Below are 18,424 nucleotides of genomic sequence, written 5' to 3'. Positions count from 1 at the left end.
TAATTTCTTATGCAGCTACAAAAGCTACAAGGGATTGGTTGTAATTTGGATAGGCAAATTCCTGAATATCAATTTTAGGGTCCAGCCAGCTTTGTTGATCAGCGCGGTTTATTATAATTGGCATTCTTTTTTTATGGTTATGAATGTATCTCATCAGTTCGTTGGCTGCTGTGGTGACCATTGTAAAAGTCCTCATAATCTCTCCATTTACAGGGTTCAACCACGAGTCGTACATTCCGGCAAAACCAAAGATTTCATCGTTTTGCGAAAAAATAGTATACTTTTCTTTTTGCTTTCCTTTTTCATCCAGCCATCGCCATTCCCAATAACTGGTAGACAAAATCAGACACCGATTTGAAGTAATATTTTTATAGGATACCTTTTGATCTATTTCCTCCAATCTTGCGTTAAGTTTCCCTTTTCGAAGTTCAAGGTCCTTCCCCTTCCCCCATGAGGGTTGCAAACCCCAGGTAAAATCTGTCTGAATTAAATCCGGCTGCAAATTGGTGATAACCGGTAAGTTGGGATGAGTGAATCCACTAATAAATTCACCTGTCTTAAACTGATCAGCATGGTTAATTCCGACATTGAAAATTTTCTTTACTTCACTGGGTGTTGTTTTCACGTCCACATAATAACACATAAAATTCGTTTTATTACTAAAGTTACGTTTTTTGCGTAAGATTATCCAGAATAAAAATAATTACTTTTCTCAAATTAAAATTCAAATCGATGAAAAAGCCACTGGAGAATCAATTCTTTAAGGCCAGAGAAAACACAAAAAAAGTCTTTGACGAGTTCTACAGAGAACCAAAATATGAAATAATAACCATTTGGATATTATTGACTTTTTCATTGTTGCTGCTTGTTGCTTTACTATTCTGAATCCTTTTTGGCTGCCATAATTTGGTTGCCCCAGTGCCTGGTGCCTCTTTCTTCTTTTCCAACGCTTAAACGGCGGTCATGTTTATTTTGATAAATTCTTTCAGGGCTAGCTTCAGCCTTGGGAGGATACATGACGGTGTTGTAGTAATTAACCTTTGCATTCTCGGTTAGCTTCACGCCATTGGCAATAAACTCATAATCAAACTTTAAGTGGATCAGAATTTTGCATAGTTCCATTGTGTCAGGCATACCAAGTCGCTCATTCATTAAAGTGCCAGACTGTAACAAATTCAGCAACGCATTATAGCCTCTTTTTTCCTTTATCAATCCCGATGCTTTTAATATATAAGCATCAACTTCTACTGCTTTTTGGACATCCGTTTTCATCTTCATCTAATTTAGAACTACAAAATTAGCAACAAGATGTAACAGTAAAATAAAATTAGATGTTCCAAATTAGAACAATTTTTAAAAATAATAAATATATTGTTGAAAAACTAAGTTGAAAAACATCCAGGAAGATTCGTTTAAATGAGAACCAGGGACGAAATTACGACCCTAATTTTAACTTTTAGCAAAGACCTATTATTGATCCTATAGACTATACTATTTTAGTGATATGAAATTCCTATAAATCTATCAAAATTGTTTTTTGTTTTGCCCGCCAATATTGTGTGTCATTTTTTGTCCCATGAGTGGGGTAAGATAACCTGCTACGTTTTCTTCTTTTGGCAGTCCATCTGATAAGTAGTTAATATTTAAAGAACAGTCGCCTGTTATTTCAACCCAGACAGTCTGGCTTTTTCCGCTTTCTAATGTATCAATGTGTCCACCACCACAACCAACAATATTTATGTTTGTCAAAGTTGCTTGGGTCGGGTTGGTGAAAGTAATTCTCATTGTATTGAGCAGAATACCAGCAATCCATAAATAAAAAAGCATTACAGGAATATTAAGTAACATAACTCCGCAAGTTGTAAATACTTTCTTCCTGTTATATTTATCATTGTTAGCCTTCACTAAAATTGAAATCAATATTAAAAGGTTAACAAGACCTGTCAGTACGATAAAATTATAAACAATACAAAGCAGTTCAAAGGAAGAAGTCAGGAAGTAAAATCCAAAAATACCTGTACCTAGCAAGAATGAAATGAGTGCTGTTAGTTGTGCGAGTTTAATGTGTTGTTGCGTTTTCATATGTTTGTGCTAAAGTTTCATAATTACATCTTTGTACCATTTGGTTTTAAACTATTTAATTTCTGCGTGCCATACCACAGGTTGTATATAATAAATCTCATTTTTAACGCGCAAAACTTTTTGGTTTTCAAATAATCGCTCTAGTAAATCGTAAGATTCGTGAATTTTAAAATTACATTTATCTGGCAGTTCAATATATACCGGATAATAAAATTCAATATTTTTACCGGTCGTAAAAATTGAATCACTAAAAACCCAATGATCTTCAGTAAGCATAATCCTTTCTTTTAGGGCTTTAATTAGATCATCAGGCAAATTCCCTTCTGTATCTACGGATGCTATTTTCCCTTTGGTGGTTATTTGAAATTTTAGTACTCCAGAAACTGACGTACAATTTTCTTCACCACTTTCATCAAATTTAACATTGCCTAAAAAGCTATTTAGGTCAGCTTATCCATTTTTTCCTTTATAACTAAAAATAACATCTTTATCTATCTGATGCTGGGCGGTAATACAATTTACAATGAATAAAGAAAGTACAATGGTAAATATAATTTTAATTGTTGTAAGGAGTTCCATAATATCCATTTGTTGCGTTATTTAAATATATATGTTTTGTATTTACAGGCTGTAAATCTGCGGTAATTCCGGTATTATTTGCATTATCATTATCTATCATATTATGCAATTTGCTAGTTGATCCTAGGATTTATTCGGTAAAGGAAAAATTTGAAACAAATTTAAACTAGCATTTAATTTTATAAACAGTAATCTATTATGCTTATTTTCCAAAGTAAAAAAGAGGTTGCTGCTTTTGAACAGCCCTACATCTTCATGTACGTTCTTATAGTAATATACATGATCTATTTTCGCAATATGCTTCGAAAAGTATACTGAATTATCTTATTGTACCTGAAAAACCTGGTGCTATAAAATAAATCTCATCCCTTACATGCAAAATTTTTTGATCACTAAATAATTTAATTAATAAACCCTGAGATTCATGGACATTTGTTTTACAGTCTTCTAATAAACTAATTTCCATATAAAAAGGATAATAAAATTCAATGTTTTTGCCCGATTTTAGAATTGAATCACTAAAAACCCAATGCTCTTCAGTAAGCATGATCCTCTCTTTTATGAGTTTGATTAAATCTTCGGGTAAATCTCCCTCTACATCTATGGAGGCTATCTTTCCTATAGGTGTTACTTGAAATTTAAATACTCCCGAAGCCGTCATGCACTTTGGCAGGTCTTCATGATCAAATTTATAATAGGCTAAAAAAGTATTTAGCGGAACATAGTTGTTTTTTCCTTTGAAACTAAAAGTGATATCTTTATCTATTTGGTGCTGGGCAGAACTGCAATTTGCAACTAAAAGTGTCACTACAATTGTAAATATAATTTTAATGTGTGCAAGGCGTTCCATAATTTCCAATTATTGCGTTAACTAGTCATTCAAAATTAAAAGGCCATTCAGATCAATACCAGTACTATTAATATTGTTTTTTAGAGACGTTTTTAATAAAGACATCATATTGACTAAGATTACTTAAATCTTCTTTTAAGATAAGAATTACTTCAGATGCAGGAATTGTTCTACCTGCTTCTTTAACAAACTTAGAATTAAATTTCATTTTTAACATACAAACTTTTAATCCAGAGATACTGTCTAAATAGTGCGACAAGCTATATTCTATATTTTTTAACCCACTGGTATAAAAAATCTCCATAGTATCACAGCCTTTGTTTTTATAACTCTCAATGGGTATGTAGGTTTCCATTTTTGCAAATCCTTTTTTATTAATAGTTGTTTTTATTCGCCTGTATTTATCTTGCTTAAAAAATGATTGATCTAAGTATCCTGATCGCTTTAAAATAGAATCTGTTTTAAATCTTTTCGCTTTTAAAGCGTTAATCGAATCAAATAGATATCCATACTTGTCGCCTTTTTTTAGCAAAAAATATTTGTATTTTGCATATTTACTTTTTAATAAATCAGCCTTATCGAAATTATATTGATATGTCGGCATTAGTTCATATAGAAGCATATCTTTTTTATAGATAATAGAAACACTGTCAATTAAATCTACAAAACCACTTTCGGTGAACATTGGTATGGACGTTACTAAAACTAGTTTTCTTACTTCTTTATCAGATTCAAGAATAAATGAGAACATCATAACGACAGTAAAAACAAGAATTAGGGCCGCTATTACGACCCTAATTTTAGCTTTTATGGAAGACATAATATTCATCACATTCGTTAAAATCTTTTACTGATACAAAATTCATATATCTATTAACTAGTGGACTGGATTTATTGAAATTTATAATCAGTTAAGAGTATATCCTTTACTATTTGTTTGCCATAATATTCTTTTTCGTCATTAGTCCAAATACCTTTATTCTTAATTACCATAGGAAGTACAACATCTTTAGGTACTGGTGTTTCCCATATAATATTGAGAATAACAGGATCTGTTCTGTTTTCTATTTTTAAATTTACGACATTCTTAGGGTAAAATTGTAAACCTATATCAGGACTAATACCTCTTATATGAGAAGAACCTATTAAATAATTATTTATTGGTAACTCTAAGTCATTTAATAAAAACTTTAGTTCTTTACCAATGTATTCACTCTTCCTATCGATAATTGAGGTTCTCACGTAAGCCAAGGTGTCATTAGTTGTACCCTTTACAGTTTTTAATTTTCGGTATTTTGGTACAGATGCTGTTTCTTTTGGACTACCGTTTGTTGTAGTAATGCTTTTGCAACCCAGCAAAAGTATAAGTAAAATTGAAATATATAATTTCATATTATTTATATTAGTTTTAAGTCCGTTGAAGATAATCTTTACTTGAGCTATTGGTGTTATTTGTGCCTTGAACAATTACATTCCCTCCATTATCTCCCTAACATATTGCATAATCATAAGCATTACTAAAATGATCACACAGATCTCCTGAATCATTGCCCATACCGTTACACATGTAGAAATCATAAGATGAACTCCAAAGATCACAAAGACCATGCGATCCGCATGAAATGCCAACTCTTACTTTTTTAGTTTAATTACTATAATACCAAAGTATTCTGCGTAAGTACCAAACAAGGCTCCATACATCACCGATTTATGATAACTTAGATCATCAATTTTATCCAAGGGAATATTTTTTAATTCACTTGTCATAACACGCTTAAACTCTGTACCATCCCCCGCATCAAGGGCAACAAAATAATCTCCTTTTTTTATCGCTGGGAGTGCCTGGTTGTACAATTTACTGGAATTGATATAAATGGATTCAACAAAACTTTGTAAATCCACATTTTCTTTTTTAACAAGTTCTGTCGACCTGGGATCAACAAGTTCTTTTACAGAGACCTGCTCTTCATAAATTTTCCCTTGGCAAAAAGCGGTTCTACTGTAAAAAAATGATACGATTAGAAGCAATATTAATTTGTATGATTTCATATATTTTTTTAATTAAATTTTTAATATGGTGTTTATTTAATGATGGCTTGAATCGCAAGAGCCCGAGCTACTACCATCACCATTACAGGATCTGGGGTTCTAAAATGATCATATACACTTGGAAAAGCGACATAAATAGAATCCAGAGTAATTTCATACCCTCCACGGATGGTATGCCCATTGAAATCTCCTAATTAAAGAATATTCCTTGTTCGATTTTATGCTATACATCTTAAGTGTCTACTTGATCAGGCTCCTAAAACTAATTATATAGTTTATACCTCACCTTACAAATTCAGAAAATATTTGCGGAAACGTTTCTGAAAACGTTTTTAATTTACGGAAACGTTTTTGTAATATCAGGACCTATTAATTATCAGAGTTATATAAAAGACTTTACTTACTACGGCTGTACAAAATATCTTCCCAAAAGGATTATCAATCACAGAAGCACCATTTATTTCACTGTTAAAAAATTTAATCAAGTAAAATAATAGTTTTTAATTTAAAAAAGTTACAAAGGCTCTAGGATATGATCCATCTGGTAAATAACTTGGAGTACCATTAAAATCATTTAATGTATTGTCCCACTCGAGTAAATTTCCATTATCATCATATACTTGATGTAAGCCTAAAAGATGATTATCAATAAACTCATCACCGATTCTAACTTCAATTTTCGAAGGGCTATTGCTATCAATTGCACCTGCATCTTCGTGGTTTAAATTAGGAAAATCTATTTGCAATTGATTAAATATTTTGATTCTCCAACTGGTAGCCATTTGTTCATTTGTTCATTTTCTGTTTTAAAGACATACCCCTGTTAACTTAAAATTGGCTAACAAGGTTGTCTTAGATAAAAATTATATAATAGTTATACTGATAATGTGTTACTAAATGAATCTTAGTAGACTTTTAGTTAAGGCTTTGCTTCAATTAAGGACCAATCAGAACTTATTGGATCAGAATATCTTTTTTTAAATGCCGAAGAATTTACAAATTCAATGTAGACACAAGAACTTTTTTCATAATGAATATAATTACCCGTCGAAATCAAACCTACTTTAGCTAGATCAAAAGATTCCTCTGTACAACTCTTATCAGAGATATAGTATTTTTCAGATGTTAGAAATTCATCGTTAATATAATAAATAATTTCAGTATCAGTAATTTGCATCGTTGCTTTTAAACCTTCATTTAATATCCATGTTCTGCTTTTTAAATAATCTCTAGTTATTGGAGTTTGAGCTCTTGTACTATTATTTGATAATACTAATAAAATAATAGTGATAATTTTTATTATTGTTTTCATGATTATTATATTTTTCATTTTTGGTTTATTAAAAGCTAGCCTACTAATTAAAACCCTCTTAGCATTCCAACCACTAAAAGGGCAATACTGCTTCATGCTCCTAATCTGGTTAATAATTAGAAATAACCTTTAGTGCGTTCAGTTTTTAAAGAACACTTCGAAGAGCAGAGATTAGCAAATAAAAATACTAACCAGTTTTTTTAAAACTATAATAGGACTACATAATCTCTGCTCCAGTCAATTTAACACACGAAAGGATTCAGTAATCGGGGGATTTTTATAGTTTGTCAGGATTAACTAATACATTATCGTACAGGAAATCTAATGTTTCATCATCAATAGGACTTTCTATCACATTACCATCTAGTTTCCCAGGTAAACAAGTATCAAATGTTTTGACTCCATTTATGTATATTGCAAAATAAGTTGTAAATAGTATGTAAGTTTTAAATACATTATAACCATAATCACTTACATATCTTTTAACATTTGGTTTGGGTACGAAATTTGTAAATATTTTATCCAAAATAGGATTTGAATTAATTATTTTAGAAGTTTTAATTTCTACATTTCCACCAGTGCCATACATGTCTAAAAGATAGTATGTGTAAGTGTTGTTTATTTTACTAATAACCGTTTTAAATCTTGTATCCATAGCAAAAATAAAATAGTCATTTCCTGCTAAATGTGAGATGTTGTTTATGGCAATATTATTAATCCTTGTAGCTAACTCAATATCTTCTGGACTTTGAGCATAAAAAGACGTTGTAAGGATGCTCATAAATAGTATAATAATTGTTTTCATATCTTTATCTCTATCTTTAAAATTTATCTAAATGTGGGTAAGGCGTATTATAGTTTGGGATTATTGGTTTATTTCTTATGTCTTCATCACAAGTACTACTTTTTATTTTGAGGCTTCTCATAAAAAACTACAACTTTTTTAAGGTTGTAGCTTTTATTGAAACCTATGAGTTGCTCGACTTTGTGGGTCGAAATCAGGAGAAGTTCGCACAGAAGTATTGATTCTAAAGAACGTTCAGTTTTAAAAATAACACTTCGTCAAGCTGGGTACGAATGGGAACAATCACATTTTCTATTTGAAAAAAAACTACAATTCATCAGGATTAATACCACATTTTATAATGAATTCAATTTGCTCATCATCCAAGGGTATTTCGATTGTACTATTATTATATGAGTAGTTAGGTAACCAGAATTCAAATGTTTTTGCACCGTTTTTAAACAATGAGAAATACCAAGTACTTAAAACATAATGATTAATTTCAATGCCATATTCACTCATATATCTCTTTACTCCTATTTTTGGTTTTAGATTGTTAAAAATATTATCTAAAGCTGGTTTGTACTTAATATCAATTGTTTTAGTTTGTTTTAATTCAAATAATGGTCCTGTCCCAAATTTTAATTCATAAAAAATATAATCATTATTTGATTTGGTAACAACACATAATTCTACCAATCCTATTCCAGGCTCAAAAATAAAATAATCTTTTCCAGATAAACTTGGTAATGTATTTAATAATGTATTATTGAAACGATTGCAAGAATTTATTTCATCCGTACTTTGAGCATAAAATAGCGTGCTACATATACACGTTAATGCTATAAAAAATGTTTTATATCTTTATCTTTAAAATTTATCTAAATGTGGGTAAGGCAGTATTATAGGTTGGGATTATTGGTTTATTTCTTATGTCTTCATCACAAGTACTACTTTTTATTTTGAGGCTTTTCATAAAAAACTACAACTTTTAAGGCCGTAGTTTATTGATTTCTATTTGCTCATTGTTATATTTACTAAGTAAGAGACATTCGCTGCAACGCAATGTACTTTTTGTGCGTTCAGTTTTTAAAGAACACTTAGAAGAGTAGAGATTAGCAAATAAATACTAACCAGTTTTTTTTAAACTATAATATGACTACATAATCTCTGCTTCAGTCAACCTAACACGCTAAAAGATTCGGTAATCGGGGGATTTTTATAGTTTATCAGGATTAACTAATACATTATCGTACAGAAAATCTAATGTTTCGTCATCTATTGGACTCTCTATATAAACACCGTTAACTGTATGAGGAAAACAAGTATCAAATGTTTTGACTCCGTTTTTGTATATAGCAAAGTAGTAAGTTAATTGCAAAAATTCTCTTGGATACACACTTTGATATTTTGTTACTCCAGCTTTGGGTACAAAAGTTGTAAATATTTTATCCAAAACAGGATTATAATTTATAGTTCGAGTATCTATAATTTTATCCCCAGCTGCTTCTGTACGCCCAAGTTCTAAATTATAGTAAGTATAGATATTATTAATCTTGCTAATAACAGTCATTTGTCCTACTTTCCCTTCCCATATAAAATAGTCTTTTCCCATTAAATGAGGTATAGCACTTAATACTGTCTTGTTTGCTCTATCAAATGATTCAATTTCATCTGTACTTTGAGCGTAAAACATACTTGTAATCATGCTCATTAATATTAAAGTTAATGTTTTTCAAATCTTTAGCTTTATATTTAAAATTTATCTAAATGTGGGTAAGGCGTATTATAATTTTGGATTATTGTTTTATGTTTTCATCACAAGCACTACATTTTATTTTGAGGCTTTTCATAAAAAACTACAACTTTTTTAAGGTTGTAGCTTTTATTGAAAGCTATGAATTGCTCGACTTTGTGGGCACAGAATGCAATTCTGCGCTATCCGTTCACGAGAGTTTTTTTTGCACATCCGAGCGATCGGGATTCATCATACTTATTAGATGTTATATCTAAAAATGAAGCAGTACCTCCGTTAAATTGAGTAGTGTAATTTTACACAAAAGCTACACCATTTTACATATGTAGTTTTTATTTTTTTGATTGCTTTTAAGATTATAGTTTGTCAGGATTAACAACTAAATAGTCGTAAATAAAATTTAATATCTCATCATCTATAGGGCTTTCTCTATCTGTTTTCAGTTTTGAAAGTGCAGTAGTATCAAATGTTTTAACACCATTTTTATATATCGCTATATAAAAAGCACCAAATGAATCCCTGTATGATACAGGACCATATTCGCTTAAATATTTTTTTACTCCAACTTTAGGTACAAAATTAATAAATATTTTATCTAGTACAGGTTTATAACTTACAGTTCTAGTATCTATAATTTTATCCACATCTGCTTCATTACTTCCAAGTTGTAAATTATAGTAAGTATAGATACCATTAATTCTACTAATGACAGCGATCTGGCCTTCTATTGCTTGCAAAATAAAATAGTCCTTTCCCTGTAAACTAGAGATATTATTAGTTACAAAACTATTTACTCTGCTTGAAAATTCTATTTCATCTGTGCTTTGAGCATAAAATACATTGGTAATCAAACTCATTAATATTAAAGTTATTGTTTTCATATTTGTGTTTTTTAAATTTATCTAAATGAAGGTAAAGCAGTTGTGTAGTTGGGTATAACAATAAACTTATCATGGTTTTTGCCATTTTTTTGTTTGTCGGGTTTTCCTAACAAACGCCATACCAAATTTTCAAACAAAATAGCGTCATCGGGATTATGCTTTGTACTTGGTGATTCTATAGATACTGGTCTTCCGTGCCCAAAAAACTCATGGAGTGCTGTGGCCTCATCATAGTAATTAGATGTTGTATCTAAAAATGAAGCAGTACCTCCGTTATATGCTGTAGTTGCACCACTGCGCCAAAATGCTAATAATTCTGATGAAGTAAGCCCATCTCCCGAACCCATCAAAACAGTTTCCAATTTAGGAGGCAAGACAAGAAGCTGTAGAACTATATTGTAATCAGTTGAAACCATAGTTCCATCAGTATATTTAAGCAAAGTATGTGTAGTAAAATACTGTACAATCATAGGTTTATCCGAGTTGATGGTATTGGCTACAATGGTTGCAAAAATCTTCTGGTCTCCCTCGTCTAAATCTTGGAGTGCCTCGTCCAATTTATCTTGTGGTATTTTAGAAAAATATGCTTTGTTGTTTTTGACACCTCTTGTTATCAAAGCTTTAAACTTATTAAATTTTGGACTTTTATCCAAAACATTGAAAATGTCACTTTGAAGTTGTTTCGCATCAGCTTTAGTTAGACCACCTGCTTTGCTTTCGTCATCCGGGAGTGGACTATTCTGGGAAAAATCACCTGTATTTTGATAGAATCCGGTATCCTCATTGCCAATAGAGTCTTCATTATTAGAACTATATCCATAGATGTTAATTGTGGGAGGAGGTGTAGTATCACCAGGACAATCTTTACCCATGAAGCCACCTACAGATCCACCAGCAAAACTGGCCTGTATATTGAATTTATAATTCAAAGAAGGTATTTCATAATAATTGCCATGTTGTATAATATTGTACCCACTTATTAAATCAGCTGCATTTTGAGTATCTTTCTTTATGTTTTTCGGTATCTCTGCTAGGCTTGAAAAGTAAAATGGCCCTTCAAAACTGATGACTTGTCCAGGATTGTATAATATTGATGATGCCTCGAATTCTTTACTTTTTTTAAACTCTTTACAATCATCATCTACTTTTTTTATACACGAACAATCCTCATTTTGTATAAATCCGTCATCACATGTAGTTGCGCAATTGTTTGGCATCGGTGGATCACCTCCTCCTGTATTTCCATAACAAACGTTATAATCATAAGCATAACTAAAAGGATCACAAGGATCTCCTGAATCATTCCCATAACAAATGGAATAATCATAAGCACTACTAAAAGGATCACACGGATCTCCCGAATCATTACCCACACCATTACAAGTATAGTAATCATAAGATGAACTCGAAGGATCACAAGGATCATGCGAATCCACAGGATTACCAGGACCAGTAATAACAACATCGTCTAGTTGAAAAATATCAGGTATCCCATCATGATTGAAATCAGACCACTCATCAATGTCACTCTCACCGCTGGTAAGCGCATAACTCCCATGTCCACAAAGCATACATAAGAACATGAATACTAATATAAAATATTTTTGCTTCATTGCTTTTATTTTTTAATTAAAATAGTCCTGAGTACCTGCTCGTTGTAATATAGGTTCAGGATGTAATTGCCCGAAGGGGCAGAAAAGGGAATTGTCTGCTCTTGTAATTCAGTATTATCAGTACTCAATTGCTGCTCGAATCTTAAAATTCCATTAAGGTCATAAATACGTACCTTGATAGGTGTTTGCTCTTTGAGTTTAAAACTCAGGTTAAAGCTTTCCGCTGTTACCGGATTAGGATAAACCACCATGTGGGAAACAACGGCCTGTTGGGCGGCTACTGCAGGTGAAGCTTCTGTTTGCTCGTCTTTTCTTTGCAGGATGATGTACATGGGTTTTTCATTCTCTCTTTGTTGTATATTATAGAGTTGCAGGTTCCCGGCAATATAAAGGTCTCCCTGGTTTTCTATTATTTGCAACTGCGCCTGATTAAACTGGTAAGTGCTAATAGTGGGATTCACATAATGATTCGCACGGTCAATCTTCGAATCAGTAAACCTGATACTCTTCTCATCTATAACGGCCTTGAAGCCAACAGAATCTCCTGCTTGCTCCACCCATATGCCGTCTAAGGTTTTGCCTTGCTGATTAAGGGCTACTTTAATGGAGGTTTTGCTCAAAATATTTTGCCCGCTCCAATCGTATCGCATCAGCTGACCGGTATAGGCGCCACTGATATCACCCTTACTGATTTTCTGCTTTACTTTTTTAAGCGTGCCAGGGATTGCCGTTGGGGCATTCTCCACCTCTTCCGGCAGTGGAGCCGAAACCGTTTTAGTCTGGCCTGGAGCTGCGTTCTCAGCCCGGGGCTGGGATAGTTCTACATTGGCTCTTTGGAAACCTAAAGCGGCGGATTTTCTAAAATAGTTCTTAGCTTTTTCCTCGTCAATTGTAACTCCATAGCCATTACGATAACAGTAACCCAGCATATAGATACCCACCGCATCACCTTTGTCTGCCGATTGCTCAAAAAAGTCAATTGCTTTATTATAATCTTGCGGTGTACCAAATCCCTTGTAATGTAAATACCCTTGCCCATAGAGACAATGCACCTCCCCTTTTTCGGCTCCCTGCCTGAAAACCTCCATCGCCTGCACATAATCCTGGTTTGTGCCCAGACCATCTTTGAGCATTTTACCCCAGCTATAGTAGGCTTTTTCATAACCTCCCTGCGCGGATTTTTTGTAATATTCCAGGGCTTTGGCCTCATCTTTAGCAGTTCCAACTCCATCTTTGTATAACAGGGCTATATTGGAGTATGCTTTGGCGTAACCGTTTTGACCTGCTTTCTCAAACCACTCCAGTCCCAGACTTTCATTTACTTCAACGCCCATGCCTCTACTGTAAATAAGCCCTAATCCATTCATCGCTTCTGCATTACCCTTGTCAGCTTCTTTCTGATAGATCGCCAGCGCCGCTGCGGGATTGTATTTTGTGCTGCCTTCAATGAGCTGCATTCTGGCAGCCTTTAAGTCTTTATTTTGCACTGGTTTTTCTTGTGAAAAACAATGCATGCTCCCTAAGAGCAGCAACAGCCAAACTCCTGTTTTAACTTTTTTTCTCATTGGTTGTATTGGTTTTTAAATTAATATTGTTTTTGCTCCAACCTGCTACTCTGACAAGAAGAGAGAGGCCCTTTGCGCAGGTACTTTTGTTTATCTCTACTCCAATCAAAAACTACCACTTCAACTCATTTTTAGTGCTTCTTTGATTGTTTTCAACATTTTTGAGCTCATCGAGTTGTTTTAAGAGCAGGGGTTTTTTGAGCTCTACATCCCTTTTGCGAAAGAGATTAATCTGATTGTTATTCATCCTTAGCTGTTCAACTGCTACTAAATATCGCAACTGATAATTAGCAAAATCTTTTAGTGTGGCATTTTTATCTAAATCCTTTACAAGTCCTTTTTTCTCGAGCTCTCCCCAGCTATATATTGCCATTTCTCCAGCATTTCTTTTATTTTTACAAATCAGTAATTGCACTATTTGTTGTGGATCCAGAATTTTAACGATATTGCTGTTCTCGAAAAGTGCATATTCATTTGCCTTATTAAAGGCTTGTTTTTTATAGATATCCCTTAATTTTGTCAGTTCCAGCTTCTTGTATTTTGAGAGCAAGGTGTCAATCTGGGTCTGGCTAAGACTGAGCTCTTTTTCGTATTTAATAGAGGTTGAAAAAAGATTTGCCCTGTAAGATTCATCAGAGAGAATTTGGTATCGAAACATAACCGCGGGACGTTTTTCGTACGTGATAAGGTTTCTTAGTTCATCTGTTTTTTTGGTATCATATTTCTGCGCCTCTGTATCGAGAATTCTGTTTTTATGCAAATTAAAACCTAGTAATTCCTTAAATACAGCAGCTGTATCCTTAGGGGCGATTAACTGTAAGGCTTGGATTTTTTTCCATACTTTGTTTGTCTCTTCAAGGGATGTTTTAGCGTATAAAAAAAATATCAAAGAAGCATATTGTTTCTTGTCCAGTATGGGTTCGAGTTTTTGATTACAATAGGCGTTTCTAGGGACTTCATCCACAAGATTAAGAGAATCTAAAACTGCATTTTCCTTTCTAATCTGGATAACCTGCGTTGGTTCAAGTTTTAATCTTGCAGCCTGATGTAAGGCCACCAAAAATCTATTTTTCTCATCTATTTGATAGAAATACTCATCCGCTTCTTCGGCTGAGAGCAAGTCCTTTAATGCTTTCCTATCCAGGTTGAAATATTTCTTCTTCAGTTCAGCAACAGTTTCTCCTTTGGTAAATCCAAGAGTAGCCAGACTGTCCATACTCACTATTTTTTTTGCTAATTTGATTTGTTTTTCCTCACTGAGTTTTATCCTGGAGGTCACTTGATCTATTTTGAACAGAACATGGGCGGGAAAACCCTTAATTGTCTTGGGGCTTATTTGCCCTTGATGGCTAAGAGGCAAAAACAAACAAAGTCCCAGCAGCCAAGTTTTCATGATTTTTGTTTTCATTTGTATTTGTTTTTAATAGATTGTATTTTTATTTTGATTTTTATTAAAACCAGGTTCGCTCGCCTTTATCATCAACCACAAAGGGACGCTCAAGTCCTTTTGAAGCGCTGGATAAAAGCAGCAATAAAGCATTTGTAGGAACCTTTTTAAATAATAAGGATTGGATATTTTCAGCAGCTGTCTGGGAGTCAATGAGCCTCCAGGAGTCATTCCAGTAAAACAGTTTGTAAGTTACATTTGGTTTGAAAATGAGATAATTGGCCAATTGGGTAATCAATACATCGCGCGTTACTGCAAGATTGGGAACCAGCAATCGATTCTCTTTATCCCCTATAAGGATCGGTGGACCGGCCGGGGCCATTTTTTCATTGCTGTAATATTGCGGAAGAATTACCGTACCCATTGCTATTTTATTGAACTGGGTCTGATTTCCGTTTACTTTCCCCCACCAAAAGGGCTGCCATTTCAGACCGTTAAAAGTGGAGATATACACTGTTTTTGGAGTATCAGCTACAGGGTATAAACTGTTGTATTTCACATCTCTGGTTGGCCAATAATCCGAAGTAACATCGATATAATTTTGATCTTGGAGATAGCCTCTGGGAATGTTATTTTGATTCTCAAAACTAGCCAGGGTTTCAGACTGTTTGGAGTAAGTATAACGCAATACTTTAGCGGGTTCTCTTTGAAGTTTTGTGTTGATTTCTTTTGAGCCGTAATCAAAAGCGACTGCTTTATTATTGCGGTCAAAAAAAGTATTTGTGGTATGTCCTCCAGTAGAAGTAGCCCAATAAGGAATCAAACTTACAGTAGCGGGAATTCCTGCAGAACGCATCGTAAAAACCCCTAAATTAGCCAGATCCCCGCAAGTGCCCTGCTTGCGCATAAGGAGCTGCATACTTCCCAACTCCGGAAGTGGTTCTTTTCGTCCCCCTTTTCCCCAGGTATTGGTAAACCAGGAGTACGCTTCGTCTGCTAAATAAGGTATTGTGGCTTCCAGGCCAACGTCCTGTACTTTATTGGGTATCCAGTTGAACTTTGCGCCATAGGCAGCACGCCAATTTTGAACCGGTTCTACCCCAATGCGATACGGTAAAATGTACTGGCAAAACTCCTCAAAGGAGATATCCTTCACTGGAGAGCTTTTCCATGCTGCAAAGGATTTTTCTAGATTATCAATTAGCAGATCACCTTTGAGGGTTTCCAGGTCTTTATAAATAACAGTTTTGGGATGCAGACCCGGATTTTTTTCTTTAATAGCTTCAAAGGCTATTGATGCCTGCTCAAAATCAGGATAATTCAGTTCGTTATAGGCTATTTTTTCTCCTTCCTTATTTTCCCAATAATAATCCGAAGTGGTGTGAATGTCCATATTGGCAATCAAAAAATACATGGCTTTGAGTTTTTCTGAATCACCGGTTTTTTGACAATAGCTGATGGCTTTTTCTAATTCGGGGCGATTCTCTCCCGCCTTTTTAAGGTTTTGCTCTACCGCGTCAGGATGCTGGGCAAAAAGGCTCATCGAAGATACGCCCGCAAGCAGCGCTAGCCTCAATGAACTGAAAAAAGATAATAGTGGTCGCATAATTGATTTTTGAAGGTTTAAAAATGTGTCTATACTTTTGGTTTTGTTTATTCTTTGTTTTGTAAAAAATGATTAGCAGCAGGCTGTACTCTATTGATGGGAACTGGTTTGGCTCGAAGGGAACTCAACACCCTGACTGCTTGTCTTTTATAATACAATACCTTATCGGATGGAATTTTTGGATGCAGGTCTAAAATACCCTGGGCAGCAGCAATGGTTTTTAAAGTGTCTTTGCTTTTTAAGTAAGTATTCATTAGCCTGAAACGATAACTGAATTTTCCCGGATGCAGCGATACTAATTGCTTGTATTGCGCAATCGCGGCGGGATACTGCTTTAATTTCTCATAGCAAATCCCCATTCCCAGATACAATTCACAAGAAGAACTCGTTTTCTTTGCTTGTGCAAGACAGACTATCGCTGAGGGGTAATTACCACCACTAAAATAGAGACTACCATAATTTTTCCAGTAATTGCTGTCTCCTTTTAGGTAAGGGGCTAATGCGGGCATGATTTTCATGGCCTTTTCGTAGCGGCCTTCATTTTTAAATAATGATGCTTTTTTATTTTGCCTGTCTGCCCCGGCAATCCTAATAACGAGGCACAATAAATGCAGCCCCATGAGAATGATTGCAATTTTAAATACTATGGAGAAGATCTTGTTATTTTCCAGAAAAGTGGGCTTCGAGGAAAGCTGCAGTGGTTTAAGTTTGCTGCATACCACAGCTGAATAAATAGTTAACAAGCCCATAACAGGGATGGCTTGCATGGTAAATTCAAAAAAAGACATGGCTATAAAGCCAATAACGGCCGCATAACTTGCATTGAAATAATCATCGTTTGCTTTTGCGCTAAGTACGTCTTCAGCGATGCTGTCTATTTCATGTGTATCGATTTTTTTCCTTTGTCTTATTGTAAAAAGAAGCGAACCAAAAAATAAACTTGCCAAAAAAAGACCCAAAAAGCCGCCTTCAACTGCATTTTGAAAAAATTCGTTATGTGCTACCTCCACCGGACCCGCATTTTCTAATTCTTTGGCAGTAGCCTTGCCTTTTTGGATATAATCTGCCTGAAATAAGTTGTATTCTTTTTCAAAATACCCATAACCATAACCCGTTAGAGGTTTGTCCAATATCATAAGGCTGGATATTTTCCAGATAAATTTTCTACCCTCTGCAGAAGCTTTTTTAGCATTATAGAGCGTTGAGCCCAGCGGGATAATTATCAGTATCCCAATTATAATTAAAGCCCTGAGGGTGAATCTGTTTTTTTTGTTTTTTAACCAATTGATAAATTGGTATTCCAATCCATAAAATAGTACCGCTGAGACCACTGCTCCGATCAATGCCGCGCGGCATTTGAGTAAATACAAGGCTGCCACTAGTATAATAAAGCTAAACTGACTTATCCTGCCGTATTTACTTCGAAATAAAAACAGAAAAACAGGTATCGCGAGGGCTAAAAACATTGCAGTGACATTTGGATTTACCCAGGACCCTGTAACAGGGAAAAGAATATTTTGACTTTTAAACCATCCCCCGTATTGTCCCATACAATAAAGCGATTCTAAAGTAGCTATCACTGCAATACCGCTAAAGAATCTATTGCTATTAAAGGAAGGGCTGCTAAAAAGAGCTGCTGCACTAATTAATAACAAAAAAAGAATAACAATATAAAGGACAAAGAAGAGCGATCCTGCCATGGAAAAGCTACGCAATACAATATATAAGCACCACAATCCAAAGAACAGCACTGGGGCTGTGAGTCTAATCGTTTTTTTTAAGGCAGAATAAAAATGATATGATATGACAAAAAGTAATGTCACTATGCAGAAACCAAAATAAGCAAAGTTCACTGCGGTAGAAAAAAACTCGAAATTGATAAGTCCTGCACCTATAAGAGCAAGAAATATAAAAGTGCTGCATTGTTCAAAAAAAGAAGTGTGTAATTTCATTGGGGTTT

The 18,424-nt window shown here is 34.1% G+C and carries 20 protein-coding genes; all 20 read right to left on the bottom strand.

The features are described 5' to 3' along the window. Positions 1–7 precede the first annotated feature (7 nt). A complete protein-coding gene (locus ACHRWY_RS04790) occupies positions 8–643 on the bottom strand; it encodes an SOS response-associated peptidase (RefSeq protein ID WP_395353037.1) in 636 nt (211 codons plus the stop codon). Between the two features lie 233 nt (positions 644–876). Next, positions 877–1,272: a hypothetical protein gene (locus ACHRWY_RS04785; RefSeq protein ID WP_395353035.1), complete on the bottom strand. Its 396-nt coding sequence runs from the start codon at positions 1,270–1,272 to the stop codon at positions 877–879. A 252-nt stretch (positions 1,273–1,524) separates the two neighbouring features. After that, a complete protein-coding gene (locus tag ACHRWY_RS04780) occupies positions 1,525–2,082 on the bottom strand; it encodes a hypothetical protein (RefSeq protein WP_395353033.1) in 558 nt (185 codons plus the stop codon). Positions 2,083–2,133: 51 nt separating this feature from the next. Continuing rightward, entirely contained in the window at positions 2,134–2,358 is a 225-nt protein-coding gene (locus tag ACHRWY_RS04775; protein WP_395353031.1) for a hypothetical protein, read from the bottom strand. A gap of 280 nt (positions 2,359–2,638) precedes the next feature. Next, entirely contained in the window at positions 2,639–2,761 is a 123-nt protein-coding gene (locus tag ACHRWY_RS04770; RefSeq protein WP_395353030.1) for a hypothetical protein, read from the bottom strand. Positions 2,762–2,980: 219 nt separating this feature from the next. Next, the gene (locus ACHRWY_RS04765) at positions 2,981–3,520 is read right to left on the bottom strand and encodes a hypothetical protein (RefSeq protein WP_395353028.1); all 540 of its coding nucleotides are present in this window, start codon (positions 3,518–3,520) and stop codon (positions 2,981–2,983) included. Positions 3,521–3,578: 58 nt separating this feature from the next. Further along, positions 3,579–4,331: a hypothetical protein gene (locus tag ACHRWY_RS04760; protein WP_395353026.1), complete on the bottom strand. Its 753-nt coding sequence runs from the start codon at positions 4,329–4,331 to the stop codon at positions 3,579–3,581. A 71-nt stretch (positions 4,332–4,402) separates the two neighbouring features. Further along, on the bottom strand, positions 4,403–4,903 hold the full coding sequence (locus ACHRWY_RS04755; protein WP_395353024.1) for a hypothetical protein: 501 nt from the start codon (positions 4,901–4,903) through the stop codon (positions 4,403–4,405). Between the two features lie 240 nt (positions 4,904–5,143). Further along, entirely contained in the window at positions 5,144–5,560 is a 417-nt protein-coding gene (locus ACHRWY_RS04750; RefSeq protein ID WP_395353021.1) for a hypothetical protein, read from the bottom strand. Between the two features lie 500 nt (positions 5,561–6,060). Next, positions 6,061–6,342 carry a hypothetical protein gene (locus ACHRWY_RS04745; protein ID WP_395353020.1) on the bottom strand — a complete coding sequence of 94 codons (282 nt, stop codon included), beginning with the start codon at positions 6,340–6,342 and terminating at the stop codon, positions 6,061–6,063. A gap of 137 nt (positions 6,343–6,479) precedes the next feature. After that, entirely contained in the window at positions 6,480–6,872 is a 393-nt protein-coding gene (locus ACHRWY_RS04740; RefSeq protein ID WP_395353018.1) for a hypothetical protein, read from the bottom strand. A 277-nt stretch (positions 6,873–7,149) separates the two neighbouring features. Continuing rightward, entirely contained in the window at positions 7,150–7,677 is a 528-nt protein-coding gene (locus ACHRWY_RS04735) for a hypothetical protein (protein WP_395353016.1), read from the bottom strand. Between the two features lie 306 nt (positions 7,678–7,983). Beyond that, positions 7,984–8,355, bottom strand: a complete 372-nt coding sequence (locus tag ACHRWY_RS04730) for a hypothetical protein (protein WP_395353014.1) — start codon at positions 8,353–8,355, stop codon at positions 7,984–7,986. A 520-nt stretch (positions 8,356–8,875) separates the two neighbouring features. Continuing rightward, entirely contained in the window at positions 8,876–9,370 is a 495-nt protein-coding gene (locus ACHRWY_RS04725; RefSeq protein WP_395353012.1) for a hypothetical protein, read from the bottom strand. Between the two features lie 398 nt (positions 9,371–9,768). Beyond that, complete coding sequence (locus ACHRWY_RS04720) at positions 9,769–10,293, bottom strand: hypothetical protein (protein WP_395353010.1); 525 nt, start codon at positions 10,291–10,293, stop codon at positions 9,769–9,771. Positions 10,294–10,310: 17 nt separating this feature from the next. Then, a complete protein-coding gene (locus ACHRWY_RS04715) occupies positions 10,311–11,906 on the bottom strand; it encodes a hypothetical protein (RefSeq protein ID WP_395353008.1) in 1,596 nt (531 codons plus the stop codon). 5 nt (positions 11,907–11,911) lie between these two features. Beyond that, positions 11,912–13,471 (bottom strand): T9SS type A sorting domain-containing protein, encoded by a 1,560-nt coding sequence (locus ACHRWY_RS04710; RefSeq protein ID WP_395353007.1) that lies wholly within the window; start codon positions 13,469–13,471, stop codon positions 11,912–11,914. A 112-nt stretch (positions 13,472–13,583) separates the two neighbouring features. After that, on the bottom strand, positions 13,584–14,879 hold the full coding sequence (locus tag ACHRWY_RS04705; protein WP_395353005.1) for a hypothetical protein: 1,296 nt from the start codon (positions 14,877–14,879) through the stop codon (positions 13,584–13,586). A gap of 43 nt (positions 14,880–14,922) precedes the next feature. After that, on the bottom strand, positions 14,923–16,464 hold the full coding sequence (locus tag ACHRWY_RS04700) for a transglutaminase domain-containing protein (protein ID WP_395353003.1): 1,542 nt from the start codon (positions 16,462–16,464) through the stop codon (positions 14,923–14,925). Positions 16,465–16,511: 47 nt separating this feature from the next. Continuing rightward, positions 16,512–18,119: an O-antigen ligase family protein gene (locus ACHRWY_RS04695; RefSeq protein ID WP_395353001.1), complete on the bottom strand. Its 1,608-nt coding sequence runs from the start codon at positions 18,117–18,119 to the stop codon at positions 16,512–16,514. Between the last annotated feature and the right edge of the window lie 305 nt (positions 18,120–18,424).

The organism is Flavobacterium sp. FlaQc-48 (assembly GCF_044007335.1).
Taxonomy (GTDB): domain Bacteria; phylum Bacteroidota; class Bacteroidia; order Flavobacteriales; family Flavobacteriaceae; genus Flavobacterium.
This window is presented reverse-complemented; position numbering and strand designations above follow the sequence as displayed.

What these genes read in the sequence shown, in the direction of transcription:
- ACHRWY_RS04760 (WP_395353026.1), bottom strand. Translation starts at nt 4,331, where the DNA reads ATGTCTTCCATAAAAGCTAAAATTAGGGTCGTAATAGCGGCCCTAATT.
- ACHRWY_RS04790 (WP_395353037.1), bottom strand. Translation starts at nt 643, where the DNA reads ATGTGTTATTATGTGGACGTGAAAACAACACCCAGTGAAGTAAAGAAA.
- ACHRWY_RS04775 (WP_395353031.1), bottom strand. Translation starts at nt 2,358, where the DNA reads ATGCTTACTGAAGATCATTGGGTTTTTAGTGATTCAATTTTTACGACC.
- ACHRWY_RS04750 (WP_395353021.1), bottom strand. Translation starts at nt 5,560, where the DNA reads ATGAAATCATACAAATTAATATTGCTTCTAATCGTATCATTTTTTTAC.
- ACHRWY_RS04740 (WP_395353018.1), bottom strand. Translation starts at nt 6,872, where the DNA reads ATGAAAACAATAATAAAAATTATCACTATTATTTTATTAGTATTATCA.
- ACHRWY_RS04700 (WP_395353003.1), bottom strand. Translation starts at nt 16,464, where the DNA reads ATGCGACCACTATTATCTTTTTTCAGTTCATTGAGGCTAGCGCTGCTT.
- ACHRWY_RS04755 (WP_395353024.1), bottom strand. Translation starts at nt 4,903, where the DNA reads ATGAAATTATATATTTCAATTTTACTTATACTTTTGCTGGGTTGCAAA.
- ACHRWY_RS04710 (WP_395353007.1), bottom strand. Translation starts at nt 13,471, where the DNA reads ATGAGAAAAAAAGTTAAAACAGGAGTTTGGCTGTTGCTGCTCTTAGGG.
- ACHRWY_RS04715 (WP_395353008.1), bottom strand. Translation starts at nt 11,906, where the DNA reads ATGAAGCAAAAATATTTTATATTAGTATTCATGTTCTTATGTATGCTT.
- ACHRWY_RS04705 (WP_395353005.1), bottom strand. Translation starts at nt 14,879, where the DNA reads ATGAAAACAAAAATCATGAAAACTTGGCTGCTGGGACTTTGTTTGTTT.
- ACHRWY_RS04785 (WP_395353035.1), bottom strand. Translation starts at nt 1,272, where the DNA reads ATGAAAACGGATGTCCAAAAAGCAGTAGAAGTTGATGCTTATATATTA.
- ACHRWY_RS04780 (WP_395353033.1), bottom strand. Translation starts at nt 2,082, where the DNA reads ATGAAAACGCAACAACACATTAAACTCGCACAACTAACAGCACTCATT.
- ACHRWY_RS04745 (WP_395353020.1), bottom strand. Translation starts at nt 6,342, where the DNA reads ATGGCTACCAGTTGGAGAATCAAAATATTTAATCAATTGCAAATAGAT.
- ACHRWY_RS04735 (WP_395353016.1), bottom strand. Translation starts at nt 7,677, where the DNA reads ATGAAAACAATTATTATACTATTTATGAGCATCCTTACAACGTCTTTT.
- ACHRWY_RS04770 (WP_395353030.1), bottom strand. Translation starts at nt 2,761, where the DNA reads ATGATAGATAATGATAATGCAAATAATACCGGAATTACCGCAGATTTA.
- ACHRWY_RS04725 (WP_395353012.1), bottom strand. Translation starts at nt 9,370, where the DNA reads ATGAGCATGATTACAAGTATGTTTTACGCTCAAAGTACAGATGAAATT.
- ACHRWY_RS04720 (WP_395353010.1), bottom strand. Translation starts at nt 10,293, where the DNA reads ATGAAAACAATAACTTTAATATTAATGAGTTTGATTACCAATGTATTT.